General features: G+C 70.5%; 24 protein-coding genes and 2 pseudogenes. 2 read left to right on the top strand and 24 right to left on the bottom strand.

Features of this window, described 5'->3' with window-relative positions; all coding sequences use genetic code 11:
- Positions 1 to 7: 7 nt before the first annotated feature.
- Positions 8 to 148: a hypothetical protein gene (locus ACIQM0_RS35565; protein WP_401294748.1), complete on the bottom strand. Its 141-nt coding sequence runs from the start codon at positions 146 to 148 to the stop codon at positions 8 to 10.
- 211 nt (positions 149 to 359) lie between these two features.
- On the opposite strand from ACIQM0_RS35565, the gene ACIQM0_RS35560 reads away from it, so the two are divergent.
- A complete protein-coding gene (locus tag ACIQM0_RS35560) occupies positions 360 to 887 on the top strand; it encodes a hypothetical protein (RefSeq protein ID WP_401294746.1) in 528 nt (175 codons plus the stop codon).
- Between the two features lie 71 nt (positions 888 to 958).
- Here ACIQM0_RS35560 and ACIQM0_RS35555 read toward each other — a convergent pair whose 3' ends face one another.
- The 5 genes from ACIQM0_RS35555 to rpsB all read right to left on the bottom strand — a co-directional run bounded on the left by ACIQM0_RS35555 (position 959) and on the right by rpsB (position 5,591).
- Positions 959 to 2,044 carry a phosphatidate cytidylyltransferase gene (locus ACIQM0_RS35555; protein WP_401294744.1) on the bottom strand — a complete coding sequence of 362 codons (1,086 nt, stop codon included), beginning with the start codon at positions 2,042 to 2,044 and terminating at the stop codon, positions 959 to 961.
- Positions 2,044 to 2,601, bottom strand: coding sequence for a ribosome recycling factor (gene frr / locus ACIQM0_RS35550; RefSeq protein ID WP_362966856.1), 558 nt, complete (start codon positions 2,599 to 2,601; stop codon positions 2,044 to 2,046). Before frr ends, ACIQM0_RS35555 begins: the two co-directional genes overlap by 1 nt.
- A 168-nt stretch (positions 2,602 to 2,769) precedes the next feature.
- Positions 2,770 to 3,546: a UMP kinase gene (pyrH, locus tag ACIQM0_RS35545; protein ID WP_329613641.1), complete on the bottom strand. Its 777-nt coding sequence runs from the start codon at positions 3,544 to 3,546 to the stop codon at positions 2,770 to 2,772.
- 158 nt (positions 3,547 to 3,704) lie between these two features.
- Positions 3,705 to 4,541 carry a translation elongation factor Ts gene (gene tsf, locus ACIQM0_RS35540; RefSeq protein WP_401294741.1) on the bottom strand — a complete coding sequence of 279 codons (837 nt, stop codon included), beginning with the start codon at positions 4,539 to 4,541 and terminating at the stop codon, positions 3,705 to 3,707.
- Between the two features lie 99 nt (positions 4,542 to 4,640).
- Positions 4,641 to 5,591 (bottom strand): 30S ribosomal protein S2, encoded by a 951-nt coding sequence (rpsB, locus tag ACIQM0_RS35535; RefSeq protein WP_073739114.1) that lies wholly within the window; start codon positions 5,589 to 5,591, stop codon positions 4,641 to 4,643.
- A gap of 276 nt (positions 5,592 to 5,867) precedes the next feature.
- On the opposite strand from rpsB, the pseudogene ACIQM0_RS35530 reads away from it, so the two are divergent.
- Positions 5,868 to 6,386: pseudogene (locus ACIQM0_RS35530) on the top strand (murein hydrolase activator EnvC family protein); the annotation flags it as partial.
- A gap of 227 nt (positions 6,387 to 6,613) precedes the next feature.
- On the opposite strand, the gene ACIQM0_RS35525 reads toward ACIQM0_RS35530, so the two are convergent.
- From ACIQM0_RS35525 to ACIQM0_RS35440, 18 genes and pseudogenes are all read right to left on the bottom strand, one after another.
- Entirely contained in the window at positions 6,614 to 7,189 is a 576-nt protein-coding gene (locus ACIQM0_RS35525) for a TetR/AcrR family transcriptional regulator (protein WP_401294833.1), read from the bottom strand.
- Positions 7,190 to 7,331: 142 nt separating this feature from the next.
- Positions 7,332 to 8,168 (bottom strand): RNA polymerase sigma factor WhiG, encoded by an 837-nt coding sequence (gene whiG, locus ACIQM0_RS35520; protein ID WP_123461958.1) that lies wholly within the window; start codon positions 8,166 to 8,168, stop codon positions 7,332 to 7,334.
- Positions 8,169 to 8,458: 290 nt separating this feature from the next.
- Positions 8,459 to 9,568, bottom strand: coding sequence for a DNA-processing protein DprA (gene dprA / locus ACIQM0_RS35515; protein ID WP_401294831.1), 1,110 nt, complete (start codon positions 9,566 to 9,568; stop codon positions 8,459 to 8,461).
- Positions 9,569 to 9,789: 221 nt separating this feature from the next.
- Entirely contained in the window at positions 9,790 to 11,415 is a 1,626-nt protein-coding gene (locus tag ACIQM0_RS35510; protein ID WP_401294738.1) for a YifB family Mg chelatase-like AAA ATPase, read from the bottom strand.
- Positions 11,415 to 11,774: a YraN family protein gene (locus ACIQM0_RS35505; protein WP_401294736.1), complete on the bottom strand. Its 360-nt coding sequence runs from the start codon at positions 11,772 to 11,774 to the stop codon at positions 11,415 to 11,417. The genes ACIQM0_RS35510 and ACIQM0_RS35505 overlap by 1 nt, the downstream gene beginning before the upstream one ends.
- Before the next feature lie 84 nt (positions 11,775 to 11,858).
- Entirely contained in the window at positions 11,859 to 12,167 is a 309-nt protein-coding gene (locus tag ACIQM0_RS35500) for a DUF2469 domain-containing protein (protein ID WP_003965949.1), read from the bottom strand.
- A 63-nt stretch (positions 12,168 to 12,230) separates the two neighbouring features.
- Complete coding sequence (locus ACIQM0_RS35495) at positions 12,231 to 12,719, bottom strand: NUDIX hydrolase (protein WP_401294734.1); 489 nt, start codon at positions 12,717 to 12,719, stop codon at positions 12,231 to 12,233.
- Positions 12,709 to 13,449, bottom strand: a complete 741-nt coding sequence (gene lepB, locus ACIQM0_RS35490) for a signal peptidase I (protein ID WP_401294732.1) — start codon at positions 13,447 to 13,449, stop codon at positions 12,709 to 12,711. The genes ACIQM0_RS35495 and lepB (ACIQM0_RS35490) overlap by 11 nt, the downstream gene beginning before the upstream one ends.
- 49 nt (positions 13,450 to 13,498) lie before the next feature.
- Positions 13,499 to 14,404, bottom strand: a complete 906-nt coding sequence (gene lepB / locus ACIQM0_RS35485; protein ID WP_401294829.1) for a signal peptidase I — start codon at positions 14,402 to 14,404, stop codon at positions 13,499 to 13,501.
- Positions 14,405 to 14,613: 209 nt separating this feature from the next.
- Entirely contained in the window at positions 14,614 to 15,513 is a 900-nt protein-coding gene (lepB, locus tag ACIQM0_RS35480) for a signal peptidase I (protein ID WP_401294827.1), read from the bottom strand.
- Positions 15,410 to 16,486, bottom strand: coding sequence for a signal peptidase I (gene lepB, locus ACIQM0_RS35475; protein ID WP_401294730.1), 1,077 nt, complete (start codon positions 16,484 to 16,486; stop codon positions 15,410 to 15,412). The genes lepB (ACIQM0_RS35480) and lepB (ACIQM0_RS35475) overlap by 104 nt, the downstream gene beginning before the upstream one ends.
- Entirely contained in the window at positions 16,479 to 17,249 is a 771-nt protein-coding gene (gene lepB, locus ACIQM0_RS35470) for a signal peptidase I (RefSeq protein WP_401294728.1), read from the bottom strand. The genes lepB (ACIQM0_RS35475) and lepB (ACIQM0_RS35470) overlap by 8 nt, the downstream gene beginning before the upstream one ends.
- A gap of 45 nt (positions 17,250 to 17,294) precedes the next feature.
- Positions 17,295 to 17,645, bottom strand: a complete 351-nt coding sequence (gene rplS, locus ACIQM0_RS35465) for a 50S ribosomal protein L19 (RefSeq protein WP_401294726.1) — start codon at positions 17,643 to 17,645, stop codon at positions 17,295 to 17,297.
- Between the two features lie 127 nt (positions 17,646 to 17,772).
- Complete coding sequence (gene trmD, locus ACIQM0_RS35460) at positions 17,773 to 18,594, bottom strand: tRNA (guanosine(37)-N1)-methyltransferase TrmD (RefSeq protein WP_401294724.1); 822 nt, start codon at positions 18,592 to 18,594, stop codon at positions 17,773 to 17,775.
- Positions 18,594 to 19,223 (bottom strand): ribosome maturation factor RimM, encoded by a 630-nt coding sequence (gene rimM / locus ACIQM0_RS35455; protein ID WP_363025082.1) that lies wholly within the window; start codon positions 19,221 to 19,223, stop codon positions 18,594 to 18,596. Before rimM ends, trmD begins: the two co-directional genes overlap by 1 nt.
- Positions 19,224 to 19,302: 79 nt before the next feature.
- Positions 19,303 to 19,542 (bottom strand): RNA-binding protein, encoded by a 240-nt coding sequence (locus ACIQM0_RS35450; protein WP_024492228.1) that lies wholly within the window; start codon positions 19,540 to 19,542, stop codon positions 19,303 to 19,305.
- A 2-nt stretch (positions 19,543 to 19,544) separates the two neighbouring features.
- Positions 19,545 to 19,988, bottom strand: coding sequence for a 30S ribosomal protein S16 (rpsP, locus tag ACIQM0_RS35445; RefSeq protein ID WP_401294722.1), 444 nt, complete (start codon positions 19,986 to 19,988; stop codon positions 19,545 to 19,547).
- A 157-nt stretch (positions 19,989 to 20,145) separates the two neighbouring features.
- Positions 20,146 to 20,523: pseudogene (locus ACIQM0_RS35440) on the bottom strand (hypothetical protein); the annotation flags it as partial.
- Positions 20,524 to 20,655: the final 132 nt, after the last annotated feature.

Raw genomic sequence — 20,655 nt, 5'->3', positions numbered from 1 at the left:
GTACGGATCACTCCGCGACGAGGGCCCGGATCGCCTGGTCCGACCAGTGGCCGACGGCTTCGCGCGAGGAGGCGATGCAGGCCGCCACCGTGTCCACGTCCCGAGCACCCGCATCGAGCAGGCCCGCGTACGCCCTGGAGGGAGGCACCGGGGTCACTTCGCTCCACAGCTCCGGGCTCGATCGAACGCGCGCCGGCCATGATGTTCCTTCCCTGCTTGCCTCCGTTCCTCCAGCGTCCCAGACACACGGCAGTGGCCCCGCCCCACGCCATTGGGGGCGACGCAGCACCCCTGAGCCGGGCCGGACGGGGTACCCGGAGTGACAGGACAGCCCGCCGACCCAGCAGGAGGTATCAGCCGTGCACACCGTGAAGCACTGGTTCAGCCACAGCCTGGCCGCACAAGCCCTGGTGCTCTTCGTACTGGGGCTGGGCCTCGCAGCCGTGTGGCGCCGGGACGGTCATCCGGCGTTATGGGCGGTCCAGAGTCTTGTCTACACCGCGGTGGTCATCGGGTTCGTGGCGTACCAACGCCGCAGGACCAGCCGTGCGACCGGCGCGCGGCCCGACACGCTCGTCGACCTCGGCCGCAGGATCCGGCACCGCGAGGTGCCGGAGGATCCCGAGGAGCGGGCGGTCATGAGCCGGCTGGTCGAGGACCAGCTCGGGAAGTTGGAGCGGGGCAGCCGGTGGCTGCCCTACTGGCTGGGCTTCATGGGCCTGACCGCGGTGGGCATGCTGGTCCTCGGGGTCACCACCGGCTCACCGGCCCTCCCCGTGGTCTTCAGCGTGGGCGTGATCGTGTTCAGCTGCTGGCTCGTGTGGATACGCAAGCGGGCGATCGAGCGGTATCAGCACATGCGCTCGGCCCTGCGGGAACGCGGCTGACATCACCGGACACGAGTGGGGCCCACCGTCCATGGACGGTGGGCCCCACTCGTGGTGACGCGTACGGACGCTCAGCCGGAGCCGACGAACAGGACCATCAGCAGCCAGACCACCGGGGCGGTCGGCAGCAGGGAGTCCAGCCGGTCCATGATGCCGCCGTGGCCGGGAAGCAGCGTGCCCATGTCCTTGATCCCGAGGTCCCGCTTGATCATGGACTCGCCCAGGTCACCGAGGGTGGCGCTGGCGGCGACCGCGAGGCCGAGCAGCAGGCCCTGCCACCAGGCGCCGTCGTCGATCAGGAACTCCATGCACAGCGCACCGGCCACCATCGCGAAGGCCACCGCTCCGAAGAGGCCCTCGCGGGTCTTCCCGGGGCTGATCCGCGGCGCGAGCTTGTGCTTGCCGAACCGCCAGCCGACGGCGTACGCGCCGGTGTCGCTGACCACGGTCAGCAGCAGGAAGGTCAGCACTCGCTGCGGCCCGTCCCCCGCGGTCAGGAGCATGGCGACGAAGGTGGCCAGGAACGGTACGTAGAACGCGGCGAAGACGCCGGCCGTGACGTCCTTGAGGTAGCCCTCCGGCGGCTGGGTCATCCGCCAGACGAGTACCGCGAGGGCGGTCAGGGCCATGGCGGCCCAGGCGCCCTCGGCGCCCCGTGCGTAACCGGCCACGACCATCGCCGCGCCACCGACCGCGAGGGGAACGAGCGGCGCCTTGATGCCCTTGCGCTCATCCAGCCGGGAGGTGAGCTCCCAGAGGCCCACGACGACGGCGACCACGATCACACCGACGAAGACGGCCTTGACGATGAAGAGCGAGGCGACGACGACGGCACCCAGCCCGACGCCGACCCCTATGGCGGCTCCGAGATCACGGCCCGCACGTTTCTTCTGCGGGGGTGGCGGCGCGGTGGACATGGGCTCCTGCGGCTTCTCGTCGCGGAACAGGGGGCCGCCGCTCAGGCGTGCGGCCCCCTGGTCCCGGTCATCACGGTCGTCAGCGTCTCTACCTGCGTCGGGAACGTCCGGCACGATGGGCATGGGCCGAGTCTGCTGGGCGTTATGCACATCGTATGCAGGACCCGCCGGAGCGGCCCGCATCTCGGGAGCGGCACCGTGGCCGACGCCCTGCGGGGCGCCCCAGGAAGAGTCGTTCATCAGACTTCGAGCAGCTCGGCTTCCTTGTGCTTCAGCAGCTCGTCCACCTGCGCGACGTACTTCGCGGTGGTGTCGTCGAGCTCCTTCTCGGCGCGACGTACCTCGTCCTCGCCGGACTCCTTGTCCTTGACCAGCTTGTCGAGGATCTCCTTGGCCTTGCGGCGGACCGCGCGGATCGAGATCTTGGAGTCCTCGGCCTTGGTCTTCGCGACCTTGATGTAGTCGCGACGGCGCTCTTCGGTGAGGTCGGGGAAGTTCACCCGGATGATATTGCCGTCGTTGCTCGGGTTGACCCCGAGGTCGGAGTCGCGGATGGCCTGCTCGATGTTGCGCAGCGCCGTCTTGTCGAACGGCGTCACGACGGCCATGCGGGGCTCGGGCACCGAGAACGAGGCCAGCTGGTTGATCGGGGTCAGCGCGCCGTAGTAGTCGGCGACGATCTTGTTGAACATCGCCGGGTGCGCACGGCCGGTGCGGATCGCGGCGAAGTCCTCTTTCGCGACCACGACGGCCTTCTCCATCTTCTCCTCGGCCTCGAGGAGGGTTTCTTCGATCACCACGTGCTCCTGCGTGTCTTGAGTGGGCCCGGCGTGCTCGGGCCCGGCGGGTCCTGCGTCGCGTCCTCACCTGCACGGTGTCCGACCGGCAGGCCGTTGTCCATCCTTCGGGCCCCTACCGCGGGCCCCGGGAACTCACCGGGTCTCCCCGGTTCGGTCCCCCGGTTCTCAGGCCCGGGTGCCCCGGTCACTCACGAGCGAACCGATCTTCTCACCCTTGACGGCGCGGGCGATATTGCCCGCCGTCGTCAGTTCGAAGACGAGGATCGGCAGCTGGTTGTCACGGCAGAGCGTGATGGCGGTGGCGTCGGCGACCTTGAGGTCGCGGGCGAGCACCTCGCTGTACTCCAGCGCGTCGAACTTCACCGCTCCGGGGTTGGTCTTCGGGTCGGAGTCGTAGACCCCGTCCACACCGTTCTTGCCCATCAGCAGCGCCTCGGCGTCGATCTCCAGGGCGCGCTGGGCCGCGGTGGTGTCGGTGGAGAAGTACGGCATGCCCATACCGGCGCCGAAGATGACGACGCGGCCCTTCTCCAGGTGCCGTACGGCGCGCAGCGGGATGTACGGCTCCGCGACCTGGCCCATGGTGATGGCGGTCTGGACGCGGGAGTCGATGCCCTCCTTCTCCAGGAAGTCCTGGAGCGCGAGGCAGTTCATGACGGTGCCGAGCATGCCCATGTAGTCGGACCGGGCCCGGTCCATGCCGCGCTGCTGGAGCTCGGCGCCGCGGAAGAAGTTGCCGCCGCCGATGACGATCGCGATTTCCGCGCCGTCCCGGACGACCGCCGCGATCTCGCGTGCGATGGCGTGTACGACGTCGGGATCGACGCCGAGACCCCCGCCACCGGCGAACGCCTCTCCGGACAGCTTCAGCATGAAGCGTCCGGCCACCTTGCCGTCGTCGCGCCTGTGGTCACCTGTTGCGGCGTCCGCGCCCTTGTTCATGGAGATTCTCCTCGTGCACATACGAAGAAGGCCATTGCCGGTGGGTCCTATGTCCCTCAGCGGCAATGGCCTCCTCGTCAGATCTGCGGTCGTACGGCGGTGTGCGGCCGTCGACTGCACCAGACCCTATCGGGGTCCACCGTTTTTCGCGGACGGACTCAGATGCCGACCTTGATGCGCGAGAAGCGCTTCAGGCTGACACCGGCCTCGTCCAGGACCTTCTGGACGGACTTCTTGTTGTCCAGCGCATACGGCTGGCCGAGGAGGGTGGCCTCCTTGAAGAAGCCGTTGACGCGACCCTCGACGATCTTCGGGAGCGCGGCCTCGGGCTTGCCCTCGGCGCGCGTGGTCTCCTCGGCGACACGACGCTCGGTCTCGACGATCTCGGCCGGGACGTCCTCGCGGGAGAGGTACTTCGGCGCGAAGGCGGCGATGTGCTGGGCAAGGCCCTTCGCCAGCTCTGCGTCGGCCTTGTCGAGCTCGACCAGGACACCGATCTGCGGCGGCAGGTCGGGCATGGTGCGGTGCATGTACACGGAGACGTAGGCGCCGGTGAACTGCTCGAAGCGGTCCAGGACGATCTTCTCACCGAGGTTGGCGTTGGCCTCGTCGACGTACGCCTGAACCGTCTTGCCGGCCTCGATCTCGGAGGAGAGCAGCGCGGCCAGGTCGGCCGGGGAGGTGGCGGCGACGTGCGCGGCCAGCGCGTTGGCGACGGCCTGGAACTTCTCGCCCTTGGCGACGAAGTCCGTCTCGCACTTCAGCTCGAGCAGGACACCGGAGGTGTTGTCCTCGGAGATGAGGGAGACGACGGCGCCGTTCTCGGCAGAACGGCCCTCGCGCTTGGCGACGCCCTTCTGGCCCTTGATACGAAGGGCCTCGACGGCGCCATCGACGCTGCCGTCGGCCTCGTCGAGCGCCTTCTTGCAGTCCATCATGCCGGCGCCGGTGAGCTCACGGAGCTTCTTGACGTCAGCGGCGGTGTAGTTCGCCATGAGTCTGTATTTCTCTCTCGAAGTCTGAAAGATCTACGGGTGAACGGCGGGGGCGGTGCTTGTGGCACCGGCCCCCGCCGTCGTCAGCCGTGACGGGTGTCAGGCCTGCTCGCCGTCCGCGGCCGGAGCCTCGGCGGCGGGGGCCTCGACGGCCGGCGTCTCGGTGGCGGGAGCCTCGGCGGCGACCTCGGCCTCAGCCTCGGCCGGCGTCTCGGCCGCGTCCGCGACCTTCTCGGTCTCGGCGGAGGTCTGGACCTCGGCGTCGGCCTTCTTGTCGCCCTCGAGCAGGTCGCGCTCCCACTCGGCGAGCGGCTCGCCGGCGGCCTTCTCGCCCGGCTTCGAGTCGCCGGTCGCAGCGCCGGAGCGGGCGATGAGGCCCTCGGCGACGGCGTCGGCGATCACGCGGGTGAGCAGGGTGACGGAGCGGATCGCGTCGTCGTTGCCCGGAATCTTGTAGTCGACCTCGTCGGGGTCGCAGTTGGTGTCCAGGATCGCGACGACCGGGATGTGGAGCTTGCGCGCCTCACCGACGGCGATGTGCTCCTTCTTGGTGTCGACGATCCAGACGGCGCTCGGCACCTTCTGCATCTCGCGGATACCACCGAGGGTCTTCTCCAGCTTGGCCTTCTCGCGGGAGAGAACCAGGAGCTCCTTCTTGGTGAGGCCGGAGGCGGCCACGTCCTCGAAGTCGATGAGCTCAAGCTCCTTCAGACGCTGAAGGCGCTTGTAGACGGTGGAGAAGTTGGTGAGCATGCCACCGAGCCAACGCTGGTTGACGTACGGCATGCCGACGCGCGTCGCCTGCTCGGCGATGGCCTCCTGGGCCTGCTTCTTCGTACCCACGAACATGATGGAGCCGCCGTGGGCGACGGTCTCCTTGACGAACTCGTAGGCGCGGTCGATGTACGACAGCGACTGGAGCAGGTCGATGATGTAGATGCCGTTGCGCTCCGTGAAGATGAAACGCTTCATCTTCGGGTTCCAACGACGGGTCTGGTGACCGAAGTGGACGCCGCTTTCCAGCAGCTCCCGCATCGTGACGACGGCCATGGCCGTACTCCTTGAGGTGCTCGGTTATCGCGACCGCAGGATTGCTGTCGCGCCTGACGCCCCGACGCGCCGTGCCACGAGGGACCGAGGAGCGCGGCCACCTCCGTTGAGAGGGAGATGGCGGGGCGTGCGAAGTCGACCCGGTGACCCGGATCGCCACAAGAAGTGTACGGGACCCGTCGAGTGCCGGGTGACGGCGCTGTCCACAACCGGCCGGTACTCCACAGATCCGGTCCATGATCCCCGCGAACCGGCCCGGCGGGGGACGGTTGTGCCATGCGAAACACATCTGACCGGGACGGATGCCGTGCCCGGCCCCGGGGCCGCGGCGCACCGGGCGGCGGCCCGGGGCGTCTGGTGCGGGCGGCGTCGTCGGCGACCGCCGCGGCGCTTCTCGCGGTGGGGTGCTGCTGGGTCGCCGCGCCGGCCGCGGGACAGACGCCCGCACCGGTGACGGCGCCGGACCCGGTGGATCCGCCGGACCGCGATGGTGTCTGGCCGCTGGCGGGGCGGCCCGTGGTCGTACGGGGGTGGGAGCCGCCGGCCACGGAGTACGGGCGGGGGCACCGCGGGGTGGACCTCGGCGCCGGACCGGGAACGGCGGTGCTCGCGGCCGCCTCCGGCCGGGTCTCGTTCGCGGGCGGCGTCGCAGGACGAGGGGTGCTGGCCATCGAGCTCGCGGGGACGGGCGATCCACCGCTGCGGACCACGTACGAGCCGGTGCGCCCCTTGGTCGCCGAGGGGGACGAGGTCACCGCGGGGCAGGTGGTGGCGGTCATGGCGACGGGGCCGTCCCACTGCGCTTCGGGCTGTCTGCACTGGGGGCTGCGCCGCGCGGCGGCGTATCTGGACCCGCTGTCCCTGCTGCCGCCCTCACTGCTGCGGCGCGGACCGTCCCGGCTGCTGCCGGTGACCGGCGTACCCGAACCCGCACCGACGTCCGGCGGGGACCCGGCGGCGCCGCAGGACAACGGGCAGGCCTCCCCCGCACTGCTGAGGGGTGCCGTGTGGGCGCGCGGGCGTCAGCCCTGGCTGCCGGGGGCGCCCCGCACGCCGCAGAGGATCATGGCGACGGCGGTGTCCGCGATCACGCCCGGCTCCTCCGCCACGCTGAGTTCGATACGTCGCACCGCGGCGTCCACGGAGCCCTGCAGCAGCATGGCCGCCAGCCGGGGCTGCTCGTGGCCGAGGTCGCCGAGCGCCTCGACGATCATGGCGATCAGCCCGCCGTGGGCGGCACGGATCTTCTCGCGGGCGCCCGCGTCCAGTTCGCTCGCGGAGATCGCGACGACGGCCCGGTGGCGCCGGTCCCCCACGAGATCGAGCTGCCGTCGCACATACGCCTCGATCTTCTCCTCCGGCGTCTGCGCCCGCTCCATCGCGTTCTCCACCTCGGCCGCCCAGACGGGGAAGTCGACGGTGCAGAGTTCCTCCACGACGGCCGCGCGGGACCGGAAGTACTCGTAGACGGAGGACCGGGCGAGGCCCGTGCGTTCGGCGAGGGCGGGGAAGGTCAACGCCTCCGTGCCTCCCTCGGACAGCAGGGAACGCGCGGCGTCCAGGAGGGCGCCGCGCTGCATGGTCCGGTGCTCGGCCACAGAGGCCGCTCGAATCCTGGGCACGCGTCCACTCTACGGCGACCGGTGCCCGGGAGGGGGCGGGCGGCCCCGATCGGTGGCCGGAGCAGATCCGGCCGGGCGTCACCGGAGGCATTCTCCGGTGGTGTTCCCGGTGGTGTTGTCAGCGCCCGGCGTCGGCCAGTTTCGCGCGCAGCTGCAGTACCGACTTGGTGTGGATCTGGCTGACCCGGCTCTCAGTGACCCCGAGGACGTTGCCGATCTCGGCGAGGGTGAGCCCCTCGTAGTAGTAGAGCGTGACGACCGTCTTCTCACGGTCCGGGAGGGTGTTGATCGCTCGGGCGAGCAGCCTCCTGAGCTCACGGCCCTCGGCCACTTCGACCGGATTGTCGGCGGCGGTGTCCTCAAGCGTGTCCATCAGGCTCAGGCGGTCGCCACCCTCGCCGCCCACGTGGAGCAGCTCCTCCAGCGCGACCACATTGGCCAGCGACAACTGGCTGAAAACCGCGTGAAGTTCCTCCAGCGCGATCTCCATCTCCGCCGCGACCTCCGCCTCCGACGGGGTGCGCCGCAGCCGTGCCTCCAGCGTCGCGTAGGCGCGTTCCACCGCCCGCGCCTTCTGGCGCACGGAGCGGGGGATCCAGTCCAGCGCCCGGAGTTCGTCGATCATCGCGCCCCGGATGCGGGTGATCGCGTACGTCTCGAACTTGATCGCACGCTCGATGTCGAACTTCTCGATCGCGTCGATCAGCCCGAAGACCCCCGAGGAGACGAAGTCCGCCTGCTCGACGTTGGACGGCAGGCCCACGCTCACCCGCCCGGCGACGTACTTCACCAGGGGCGAGTAGTGCAGGATCAGCTGCTCCCGCAGCCGCTCGTCGCCCGTGGTCTTGTACGAACGCCACAGCTCGTCGAGCGAGGAGGGGGCGGGAGGGCGCACAGTGCCACGCGCAGCCGGTGGTACTGCCGCTCGGTCAGACCCGGAGGTGTGCTGGGGCATGTGGTGCCTTGAGCCGTTCTGCTGTGAATTGCTGGGGAATTTGCGTCTGGAGCGGGATCCTTGTGAGCGTAGCGTGACTGAAGTGTCGCGGTGCGCGCAGGATATGGGATCGGCGCTGTGCGCTTCCCGGAGAGCGGACACGACACCGGACTCGGCGACGGACATGACCGCGGACGCGGACGAGGACATGGCCGGCCTCCGGGGCCGACGCGTCGCGCGCCGGCCCCGGAGACGTTGCCGAACGATCCGCCGAGGTCATCGGCATCACCTTTTCACCCGAATGCCCCAGGTCAAGTACCGCCTCGCCGCGCGTCGTCATTGCAAATAGGCCGTCGCGTCAACTGCCATCCATCGCCATGACGTTCGACGAACCCCAGTGAGTGCAGTTCGTACAGCTTGGCGAGCGCCTCGTCGGCCCCCGTTCCGGCGGTGCGGGCCACCTCGCGTGCGTCGGCGGCGCCGCGGGCCGGCAGCGCGTCGAGAACCCGGGTGCAGCCGGCGTCCAGAAGGTCCCGCGGAAGCACCGGACCACGCCGGGGCGGGGCGAGCTCCCCCATGTCACCCACCAGTTCGGCGACTTCCGCCGCGTCCGTCACCAGCACTCCCTCTCCCCGCAGGAGTTCATGGACGCCGGCCGACAGACCGCTGGTGGCAGGCCCCGGAACGCCCATGGTGAAGCGGCCGAGCCGCTGGGCGCAGCGCGCCGTGACCAGTGAACCGCTGCGGTACTCCGCCTCGACCACGACGGTTCCCCGCGTCAACGCGGCGATCACCCTGTTCCGGAGGATGAACCGGGTGCGGGTGGGGTGTTCGGCCGGCGGCAGTTCACCGATGAGGAGCCCCTGTTCTGCCACGCGTCCGATCAGTTCGGCATGTCCGCGGGGGTACATGACGTCCACCCCGCAGGCCAGCACCGCCGCCGTCGCCCCGCCGGCGGCGAGGGCTCCCCGGTGAGCGGCCCCGTCGACCCCGAACGCCGCGCCCGAGACGACCACCCACCCCAGCTCCGCGAGTCCGGCGCCGAGCGTCGTCGCCATGTGCGCGCCGTACGGGGTGCAGGCGCGGGCGCCGACCACCGCGACGGAACGCAGCGCCCAGAGCCGCAGATCTGGCCTCCCGCGCACCCAGAGCCCGGTCGGCCGGGTGTCGCCCAGGTCGTCGAGCTGGCTCGGCCACTCGCGGTCGCCCGGACAGACGAAGCGCCCGCCGACCGCCGCCACTGCCTCCAGGTCGCGCCCGGGGTCGGCCACCTCCGCCCGCAGCCGATAGCCGGCCAGGCGCTTCGCCGTCATGCCGCCCAGCTGCTCGGCCGATCCGTCCCGGGCTGTGATCCGCCGCAGCAGTTCCACGGCGCCGCACTCCCGCAGCCAGCGGCCGCCCCGTTCGTCCCCCGGCTCCATGACCCGGGTCAGCGCGGCCCGCGCCAGCCGCTCCCCGTCGCCCACTCCACCGGAAGCCCTCCCCTGCCGCTCCCCGTCGCCCACCCCACTGGCGGCCCGCTTCTGCCGCTCGTCCTCGTCCACCTCACCGGAAGCCCCCACCTGCCGCTCCCGGTCACCCGTTCCCGGCGCCCTCGGAGGCCCTTCTGCCGCCCGGCCGCTCCCCCCGGCCACCTGCCCCGTCATGCCGCATCCGCCGTCATCGGGGCCCCTCGCGGAATCCCGGTGCGCAGCTCCAGCGCCACCGCGATGTCCGAGGCGTCCGGCCGGCCGGCGCCCCGCAGATCCGCGACGGTCCACGCCACGCGCAGGACCCGGTCCAGGCCGCGCGCGGTGAGCAGGCCACGCTCCATGTCCCGCTCGGCCGCCATCAGCGCCCCCGGCGCAGCGACCAGCCGGGTCCTCAGCTCATGTCCGGGCACCTCGCTGTTGGTGGTCCAGGGGGTGCCGGCCAGCCGCTCCGCCGCCCGCACCCGCGCCTCCCGCACCCGGGCGGCGACCGTCGCGGTCGACTCGCCCCGGCCGCCCTGCCCCATCAGGTCCGCGCGCTTGACGGGGTCGACGGCCACCCGCAGATCCACCCGGTCGAGCAACGGACCGGAGAGCCGGGCCTGGTAGCGCCGGACCGACGCGGGAGGGCATTCGCAGCCGGCCCCGCTCAGGGTGTGCCGCCCGCACGGGCACGGGTTGGCGGCCAGCACCATCAGGAAGCGTGCGGGCAGCCGCACCACCCCGGCGCTGCGGGCCACCACCACGTGCCCCGACTCCAGCGGCTGGCGCAGCGCGTCCAGGGCCCGTACGGAGAATTCCGGCGCCTCGTCCAGGAAGAGGATGCCGCGATGGGCCAGCGACACCGCGCCGGGCCTCGGCAGCCCGTTGCCCCCGCCGACCAGCGACTGCATGGTCGCCGAGTGGTGCGGCGCGCAGTACGGGGCCCGGGAGACCAGGGGTTCGCCCGGCGGCAGGATGCCCGCCACCGAGTGGACCGCGGTCACCTCAAGGGATTCCTGCCTGGTCAGGGGCGGCAGGATCGCGGGCAGCCGTTCGGCGAGCATGGTCTTGCCGGCGCCCGGCGGTCCGGACAGCAGGAGGTGGTGGCCACCGGCCGCCGCGACCTCCAGGGCCTTGCGCGGCCGCTCCTGGCCCGCGACGTCCGCCAGGTCCGGCCGGTGTCCCTCGCCCAGTGCCGAGCCCCTGGCGATGCCGGTGCCCATACCGGCGCCGGGCACCATGAGACCGGCCAGCATGGTGTCGGGACGCCCCTGGTCGTGGGGCTCCTGCTCCTCGGGCACCGGTTCGTCGCAGAGCACGGCGATCAGCTGCCGCAGGCTCCGCACGCCGAGCACGGAGACCCCGGGTACCAGGGCCGCCTCGCCCGCCGTCTGTTCGGGGACGACCACCTGCCGGTACCCGGCCTCCGCGGCGGCCAGCACGGCGGGCAGTACCCCGCGCACCGGCCGTACCCGGCCGTCGAGCCCCAGCTCCCCGATCATCACGACGTCGGCGATCGAAGCGGGGTCGATCCGCTCGGCCGCGCCGAGCACCGCACACGCCACAGCGAGATCGAAACCCGAACCGCCCTTGGGGACCGAGGCCGGGGAAAGACCCACCGTCAGCTTCTTCTGCGGCCACTCCGCACCGGAATTGACCACGGCCGCCCTGACCCGGTCGCGGCTCTCCACCAGGCTCTTGTCCGGCAGCCCCACCAGGGTGAAGGCCGCCACTCCCGCCTCCAGGTCCGCCTGGACCTCCACCACCACGCCCTCGACGCCGACCAGGGCCACCGAGCAGGCACGCGCGAACCCCATCAGGCCACCCCCCGCGCATGCTCGGCCAGCGGCGCGCCACGCCTGGGCAGCACCACGCCGACCAGGTCGATCCGCACCCCGCCGGGCGGCGGGCCGCCGTGCCGGTCCAGCCAGAGTTCGGCCAGCCGGCGCAGGCGGTCCGCCTTGGCCGGTGTGACGGCGGCCATCGGGTGCTCGAAGGCACCCGCCCTGCGCGTCTTCACCTCACAGATGACGAGCGCGTCGCCGTCCAGCGCGACGATGTCGATCTCGCCGGTGCGACAGCGCCAGTTCCGTTCCAGTACGGACATGCCGGCATCGGTCAGCAGCCGCGCCGCCAGATCCTCGCCGTACCGCCCGAGTGCCCCCCGTGCGTTCATATCGGCACCACCTCCGGCACCGACTCTGACGCGTCCGCCCGCAGCTAGTGGATCTTGGTGGACAAGCCGGCGGATGTGGACAACTCAGCCACCCGGAAGTTCGAGATCGCTCTTGTTGAGCTCCTCGATGTTGACGTCCTTGAACGTCAGCACCCGGACCTGCTTGACGAACCGTGCGGGCCGGTACATGTCCCAGACCCAGGCATCCGCCATGGACACCTCGAAAAACACCTCGCCCTGGACCGAGTGCACCTGCATCTCGTAGTCGTTGGTGAGGTAGAAGCGCCGTTCGGTCTCGATCACATATTTGAACAGACCGACGACATCGCGGTACTCCCGGTAGAGCTTCAGCTCCATCTCGGTCTCGTACTTCTCGAGGTCCTCGGCGCTCATTGACATGTTCCCCTTCAGCCGTGCGTTCCCCCATTGTGCGCCAGGCCCCGGCGCCCCGGACGCTCAGGCGATTTCGGGAGCCAGAACCAACGGCGAACGCGGGGGACCCTCGTCGAGCAGCGTGCGCAGCAGCCCGGCGAGTCTGGTCGGGTACACCGTCTCACGCGTCGCCGACAGTTCGGCGGAGGTCCACCACCTCAGACCCGCGACACTGCGCCGTTCCAGCCCGGTCTGCCCGCTGGTGTCCGTCAGGGTCTGCGTCGTGCGGGCGAGGAAGTACCACTCGTCCTGCTCCCAGCGCCGGCCGTCGAAGGGGAAGGAGCACTGCCGCTTCCAGAGGAGCGGGCCCAGCTCGACGTCCCGGATCCCGGTCTCCTCGGCCAGTTCGCGCAGCGCGGCCTGCTCGCGGGTCTCGTCACCCTCCAGCCCGCCGCCGGGGGTGAACCACCAGGTGCTCGCCGGGTCCTCCGGTTCGAACCCGTGCATCAGCAGGATGCGGTCGTCCGGATCGAGGAGTACCAGGCGGGAGACCTCGCGCTGCTCAGTGGACACCGGCGGGCGCCTTCCTCTGCTTGTTCCGCTTCGACCGGGCGGCGACCGGGCCGTACACGGCACCGGCCAGGATCAGCACCATGCCGCCGATCACGGCCCCGAGCTGAAGCTTGAGCGGTCCCGCCGACGACACCCCGCCCGGCAGCGCGGCGAAGGCCTGCGGCCGTCCGATCATGCTGCCCAGCGGCCAGGCGACGGCGTCCACCCGGGCCGTCACGGCGGTGCGGGGCACCGAGCCCTGTCCGCCGTCCTCCAGGTGGACCCGGGAGTCCAGCGAGACCCGGCGGTCGTCGCCCAGGAGAAAGAGCTGCCCCTTGGGCACCTCGGCCGTGAAGTCGTTCGCCGAGGCGGGGTCCGCCGTCTGCAGATACGGTTCCTCAACGGGTATGCCGTTGACCGTGAGCCGGCCGTCCTTCTCGCAGCAGGCGACCTTGTCGCCGCCGATCCCGACGACCCGCTTCACCATCGGCATCTCGCCCCACGCCGGATCGGTGAACACCACCACATCGCCGCGGCGCACCTCGCTGCCGTCCACCCGTTGGGCGAGAACCCGGTCGCCCGCGTTCACCGTCGGGGTCATCGACTCGGTCGGCACCGTGTACGGCCGGTACTCCACGGCTGCCCAGGCGAACCCGCCGAGGAAGAGCACACAGCCGACGGCCACCGCCAGCCCCGACAGCATGCTGCCGAGCCGGCCGCGGCCGTCATCCGTACGTCCTGTTCCACTCATCCCAGCGTCCCCCATCGGAGATCGACAATCGCTGATCCGAGTCGGCACCCTACCCGGCGGTACGTCCGCGGGTCAGCCTCCGCCTGCGCCGGATCACGAGCGGCAGGGCACCGGCGATGCCGAGCGCGCCGGGCGCCATCGCCGCCGAGGCGCTCATGCCCGGCTGGTCGAAGGTGTCCGGGACCGGCAGGGTCGCCCAGCGATTGAGCGGCCAGGCCACCACCACGGCCCGGCCCACCACGTCGTCGACCGGAACGAAGCCCTTGTTCACGTCGCTGGTGTGATAGCGCGAGTCCGAGGAGTCCTGCCGGTGGTCGCCCATCACCCAGATCTTGCCGTCGGGCACCTTGAACGGGCCGAAGGGCATGTCGTCGCACGCCGTGCCACCGGGGAAGATGTACGGCTCGTCGAGCGCCTTCCCGTTGACCTCGACGGGACCGCCCTTCTTGCAGGACACGGTGTCACCGCCGACCGCGATCGTCCGCTTGATCAGGTCCTTCTCCTGCGCCGACGGCATCAGCCCGATGAAGCTGAGGAACGTCTGCACCGCGTTCGGCTCAGGGGTCGGCTCCCCGTCCAGCCAGCCACTCGGGTCGTGGAAGACGACGACCTCGCCGCGCTCCGGCTCCGAGCCGAACCACGGCGTCAGCTTGTCGACCAACACCCGGTCACCCCGCTGAAGGGTGTTCTGCATCGAATCCGACGGAATGGAGAACGCCTGCACCAGAAACGTCTTGATCAGCAGCGCCAGAACCAGCGCGATACCGATGAGGAGCGGCAGCTCCTTCCAGAGAGGACGGGGCTTCTTGTTCCGCTTCCCGTCCCGGTCCGAGGTGGACGCGCTCTCCGGCCCGTCCGGATGCCCTGCGCCTCCCACCGGGTCGAAGGCGGAGTCGGCGGGCTGCGAGAGCCTCTCCGTGGACTGTCCGTGTCCAGCTCGTGCTTCGCCTGCCACGTCGCTCACATTCATTCCTCACTCTGCGCCATCGCCTGCCCACCGGGCCTGCCGAACACAAACCCGCCCCCCGTACAACGAGCGGGGGTTCCCCTGGGCTACCGCCCTCTCCGGGCCGGTGGAGACGGAGAGAGCGGCCGACCCACGACGGAGGCGCATCCGGCGGGCCCCGATGGAGCGACGGGGTACCGGCGGGCGACTCCGTACGCCTACCCCTGCCGCGCTTGCACGGCCCTGCTCCTCCTGCGCCAGAGCACGAGGGGCACGGCACCCGCGAAGCCGAGCGCACCGGGCGCCATCGCAGCCGCGGCGTTCAGACCCGGCTGGTCGAAGGTCTTCGGGATGGGCAGGGTCGCCCAGCGGTTGATGGGCCACGCGACCACGATGGCCCGGCCGACCACCTCGTCCGTGGAGACGGTGCCGCCGCCCGACAGCTCCTGGTGGTAGCGGGAGTCGAGGGAGTTCTGGCGGTGGTCGCCCATCACCCAGATACGGCCCTTGGGGACCTTGATCGGGCCGAACGGCTCGTCGTTGCAGGCGGTGTTCCCCTTGAAGATGAAGGACTTGTCGTCCAGCGCCTTGCCGTTGACCTTGACCGGGCCGTTCGACTTGCACTCCACCGTGTCACCGCCGATCGCGATGACCCGCTTGATCAGATCCTTCTCCTCGGCCGACGGCATCAGCCCGATGAAGCTCAGGAACTTCTGCACCGCGTTCGGGTTGGCTGCCGGGGCGTTCTCCAGCCAGCCACCCGGGTCGTGGAAGACGACGATCTCACCGCGCTCCGGCTCCGAGCCGAACCACGGCGTCAGCTTGTCGACCAGCACCCGGTCACCCCGCTGAAGGGTGTTCTGCATCGAATCCGACGGAATGGAGAACGCCTGCACCAGAAACGTCTTGATCAGCAGCGCCAGAACCAGCGCGATACCGATGAGGAGCGGCAGCTCCTTCCAGAAGGAGCGGGGCTTCTTCCGGGCCGTACTGCCGCCGCTCGGGGAGTCGCCGTCACTCCCCGTCCGGTCCGCCGCCGTCCCGGCCGACTCGGCATCCTCCGGAGTGTCCGGCCGGTCCTCGGGTCCGTCGTGTCCGGATCGTGCGCCCACCGCCACATCCCCCACATCTGCTCCTTATTCCGTGCCACCGCCTGCGACCTAGCCGGTGCAGGCCAACCACTCCCATAACGAGCGGGAGTTCCGCAGGGGTCGGGAGCCGGATCATTCCATTGGGATCCTCGGACACACTATTCGACGGTCCGGGGCCGGCCGCCGTCCCGGCGCGCGCGTCCGGGACCGAGGAGAACACCGAACGCTGCTCCAGCTTCCCCCAGTGCCCGAAGGGCCAGGCGATCACCACGGCCCGTCCCACTACGGCATCCTCGGAAACCGTCCCGTCGGCCGTCTTGTCCAGATGGAAACGTGAATCGGCGGAATTGGAGCGATGGTCGCCCATCACGAAGATTCGTCCGGCTGGAACCTTTACCTCGAATTTGATCGTGGAAGGGGGATTGCCGGGGAAGAGATAGGGCTCGTCGACCGCCTGGCCGTTGACCATGAGCCGGCCGTCCTCGGCGCAGCACTTCACCATGTCGCCACCGACGGCGACCACCCGCTTGATCAGGTCCTGTTCGTCGTCGGACGGCAGCAGGCCGATAAAGGTCAGCACCTGCTTCACCTGCTTGATGACGACAGGTGACTCCTCGGTCGTCACCGGGTTCGGCGGCGGCCAGTCGGAGGGGTTCTTGAACACGACCACGTCGCCGCGCTGCGGCCGGGACCCGAACCACGGCGTCAGCTTGTCCACGAGGACCCGGTCACCGATCCGGATGGTCTGCTCCATGGATCCGGACGGGATCACGAAGGCCTGTACCAGGAACGTCTTGAGGACCAACGCGATCACCAGCGCGACGGTGATGAGGACGGGTACCTCCCTCACGGCCGATCTGCGCCGCTTCCGCTTCACCTTGCGGGCCAGTTTGCGCCGCTCAGCCCGGGTGGGCAACGAGCGGGCGGTCCTCGGACCGCCGCCGGTGGACGCCGGTACCCCGGGATCGGCGGCGTCGTGCGCCCGCCCGTGGTTACCCATGCGTCGCGCCCGGCGCGGGCACTCCGCCGAAGGCCGCGCTCTGAGGGAGGGAGCCCAGCCGCCCCAGCGGCCAGCCGATCCAGTCGACCCTGCCGATCACCCTGTCGACGGGAACCATGCCGCCCCCCGGTTCGCCCAGGTGGTCACGGGAGTCCCGGGAACGGCTGCGGTGATCGCCCATCATCCAGAGCGTGCCGTCCGGCACGACGATGTCGAACGGGACCCGGGACGGCGCATCACCCGCGAACAGGTAGTCCTCGTCCAGCGGCCTGCCGTTCACCTCGGCCCTCCCCCGCTTGTCGCAGCAGACCACCCGATCGCCCCCCACACCCACCACCCGCTTCACGAAGTCGGTCTCGGCGGGCTCCGCGAGCCCCAGGGATGCCGCCGCGGCGTGCAGCAGTCCGGTGACGGGGTTCTGCCGCGGCGCCTCCTGCAGGAAGGAGCCGGTGCCGTCGAAGACCACCACGTCCCCGCGCCGCGGTTCGGACCCGAAACGGTACGCCAGCTTGTTGACCAGCACCCGGTCCCCGACCTGCAGCGTGGACTCCATCGAGCTGCTGGGGATCAGGAAGGGCTGCACCACGAAGGCGCTGAAGAGCAGGACGAAGACCGCGCAGACAGCACCGAGCGCGAGGGTGCGCCGCCAGGACATCGAGGCGGCGAAACGGTGCGGGATACGCGAAAAGCGCGACCTCTCCTCCGGCCCCGTAGGGTCTGCGGAGGAGCGGTCGCGCTCCGTGGTTCTTGCTTCCGTGTCCATCGGGGCCAGAGCTTATCCGGCCGTGCTGTGGACCTGGGAGCCAGCTCAGCGGTCGCGCTTCTCCTTGATCTTCGCGGCCTTGCCGCGCAGCTCACGGAGGAAGTACAGCTTGGCGCGACGGACGTCACCGCGGGAGACGAGCTCGATCTTCTCGAAGATCGGGCTGTGCACCGGGAAGGTGCGCTCGACGCCGACGCTGAAGGAGACCTTGCGGACCGTGAAGGTCTCGCCGACGCCCGCGCCCTGACGGCGGATGACGATGCCCTTGAACTGCTGGATACGGGAGCGGTTGCCCTCGATCACGCGCACGTGAACGTTGACGGTGTCACCGGGGCGGAACGCCGGTACGTCGGTGCGCAGCGAGGCGGCATTGACGCCATCGAGCAGGGAAGTCATGTTGTCTGCTTTCTTCGCCAATGCCACAGGTCATCGACGGGAGAGTGATGAGTTCGGGGTGCTGATCGCGTCGGGCGGGCGTCTTTCCCCCTGTGGCAGGGGCGCGCGTCGGACGTACAGCAGCGGCCTATTCTTCCACGGCGTCGGGCCTACACCAAAATCGGCCGCCGGGCTCGGGTGACCAGCCCAGGATCGAGAGCATCTCGCGGTCCTTCTTGTCGAAGCCCGCCGCCTCGCAGCGCTCGATGAGATCGGGCCTGTTGAGCGCGGTACGGCGGAAGGCCTCGTCCCGGCGCCAGCGCGCGATCCGGCCGTGGTGGCCGCTCAGCAGCACGTCCGGGATCCCCCGGCCGCGCCACTCGGGCGGCTTGGTGTAGACGGGCCCCTCCAGCAGATCGGCCATGGCGCCGGGGGCGAAGGAGTCGTCCCGGTGCGATTCCGCGTTGCCGAGCACGCCGGGCAGCAGCCTGGCCACCGCCTCCGTGATCACCAGCACCGCGGCTTCCCCGCCCGCCAGCACGTAGTCGCCGATGGACACCTCGACGACCGGCATCCGGGTGGCGTACTCCTCGGTCACCCGCCGGTCGATGCCCTCGTAGCGGGCCGGGGCGAAGATCAGCCAGGGCCGCTCGGAGAGCTCGACGGCGAGTTCCTGGGTGAACGGCCGGCCGCTCGGTGTCGGCACCACGAGCACCGGGGAGTGGGCACCGGTCTCGTAGCCGTCGGCCAGGGTCTCGTCCAGGGCGTCGCCCCACGGCTCGGTCTTCATGACCATGCCGGGACCGCCGCCGTAGGGGGTGTCGTCGACCGTGTTGTGGCGGTCGTACGTCCACTCCCGCAGATCGTGCACGTGCACGTCGAGGCGTCCGCGGGCGCGGGCCTTGCCGACGAGCGAGACGTTCAGCGGTTCGAGGTACTCGGGGAAGATCGTGACGACGTCGAGGCGCATCAGTCGTCGTCCCCGGGCTCAACAGGACCGGGCTCGACTGAACCGTCCGCACGGGGCCCGGCGGACTCCGCGCCAGCGGCCGAAGACTCCTCGTCGCGCGAGGAGACCACCACGGCCTCGCTCTCGTCGATGAGGCCCGGCGGCGGAGTGATCACCGCGCGCTGCTCCTCCAGGTCGATCTCGGAGACGATCTCCTCGACGAACGGGATCATCACCTCGGTGCCGTCGGGACGCTCCACGATGAAGAGGTCCTGCGACGGCAGGTGCGTGATCTCGGTGATCCGGCCGATCTCGGTGCCGTCGGCGAGAACCACGTCCAGGTCCATCAGCTGATGGTCGTAGAACTCCTCGGGGTCCTCCGGGAGCTCCTCCGGGTCGACGTCGGCGATCAGCAGCGTATTGCGCAGTGCCTCGGCGCCCGTACGGTCCCGTACGCCCTCGAAACGCAACAGCAGCCGGCCGCTGTGCACCCGGCCGGTCTCGATCGTCAGCGGTCCCGTCGAGGCCGGCTCTGTGGCCAGTACCGCACCGGGTCCGAGCCGGATCTCCGGCTCGTCCGTGCGCACCTCGACGGTGACCTCGCCCTTGATGCCGTGGGCGCGACCGATCCGCGCGACTACCAACTGCACCTTGTGTCTCTCCTGTCGTACGACGACGGGCCGGGGCGGGCTCTTGGCCCTCCCCGGCCCGTGCCGGTGTTCAACTCTGTCAGCGAACCTGATCCACATCGACGAGGTCGACGCGGATACCACGGCCGCCGATGGCGCCGACGACGGTACGCAGCGCGCGTGCGGTGCGGCCGTTGCGGCCGATCACCTTACCGAGGTCATCGGGATGGACCCGGACCTCGAGCACACGGCCGCGACGCAGGGTGCGCGAGGCGACCTGCACGTCCTCGGGGTTGTCGACGATGCCTTTCACGAGGTGCTCGAGAGCCTCCTCGAGCATGCTCAGGCCTCGGTCGACTCGGCGGGCGTGGCTGCGTCAGCAGCCTCGTCCGCCTTCTTGTCGGCCTTCTTCGCCTTCTGCGTGATGGCCTCGCCCTTGGACTCCTCTGCGGTGTCCTTGGTCAGGGCCTCGAACAGGGCGCGCTTGTCGGGCTTGGGCTCCGGCTGCAGAAGCGGCGCGGGGGCCGGGAGACCCTTGTGGGCCTGCCAGTCACCGGTGAGCTTCAGGATCGCGAGAACCGGCTCGGTCGGCTGGGCGCCGACGGACAGCCAGTACTGCGCGCGCTCTGCGTTGACCTCGATGCGCGAGGGGTTCTGCACCGGGTGGTACAGGCCGATCTCCTCGATGGCCCGGCCATCACGGCGGGTACGGGAGTCGGCGACGACGATGCGGTAGTGAGGCGAACGGATCTTGCCCAGACGCTTCAGCTTGATCTTGACTGCCACGGAAGTGGTGTCTCCTGGTCTATGACGTGGTTGGGCACAACGAAGATGCCACGTGGGGTTGCGGTACTCGAGTGCCCGATGGACGCGTCAGCCGGAGGAGAGAGGGGTCCTATGCGGCTGTCGAGTACAGCTAGCCATTGTGCCACACCACATCGGCTCACCCCACCGCGACCACTGCCTCCGGGATCCGGAACGGCTTTCCGCAGCCGCCGCAGACGATCGGGGCCTGCGCGAGGACCGAGGGGACGACGCGCACGTTGCGACCGCAGTCGCAGACGGCCTTGACCCGCACACCCCCTCCGGAGGAGCCGTGCCGGGCGGCCGGGCCGCGGAAGGAGCGCTTGGTGTCGGCGGCGGTGGCCACGGTGTGCGCCTTGAGGGCGCGCTGCAGCCGTTCCGTCGTCGGGCGGTACCGGCGCTTGGCCTCGGGGTTGAGCGTGACCAGCGAGAAGCCACTGCTGGGGTGGGGCTCCTCGGCATGGTCGAGGCCCAGCTCCTCGGCGATCGCGAGGAATCGACGGTTGTGGTATCGGCCGGGGGGGGGGGGGGGGGGGGCCCCCCCCCCCCCCCCGCCGGGCGCCCCCCCCCCCCCCCGGGGGCCCGGGGGGGGGGGGCGGGGGGGCCCCCCCCCCGCCCCCCCCCGCCCCCACACGACGCGGGCCGGGCC

This window comes from Streptomyces sp. NPDC091387, from assembly GCF_044756945.1.
Lineage (GTDB): Bacteria > Actinomycetota > Actinomycetes > Streptomycetales > Streptomycetaceae > Streptomyces.
Note: the sequence above shows the minus strand (reverse complement) of the source record. Positions and strands in the feature narration are given on the sequence as shown.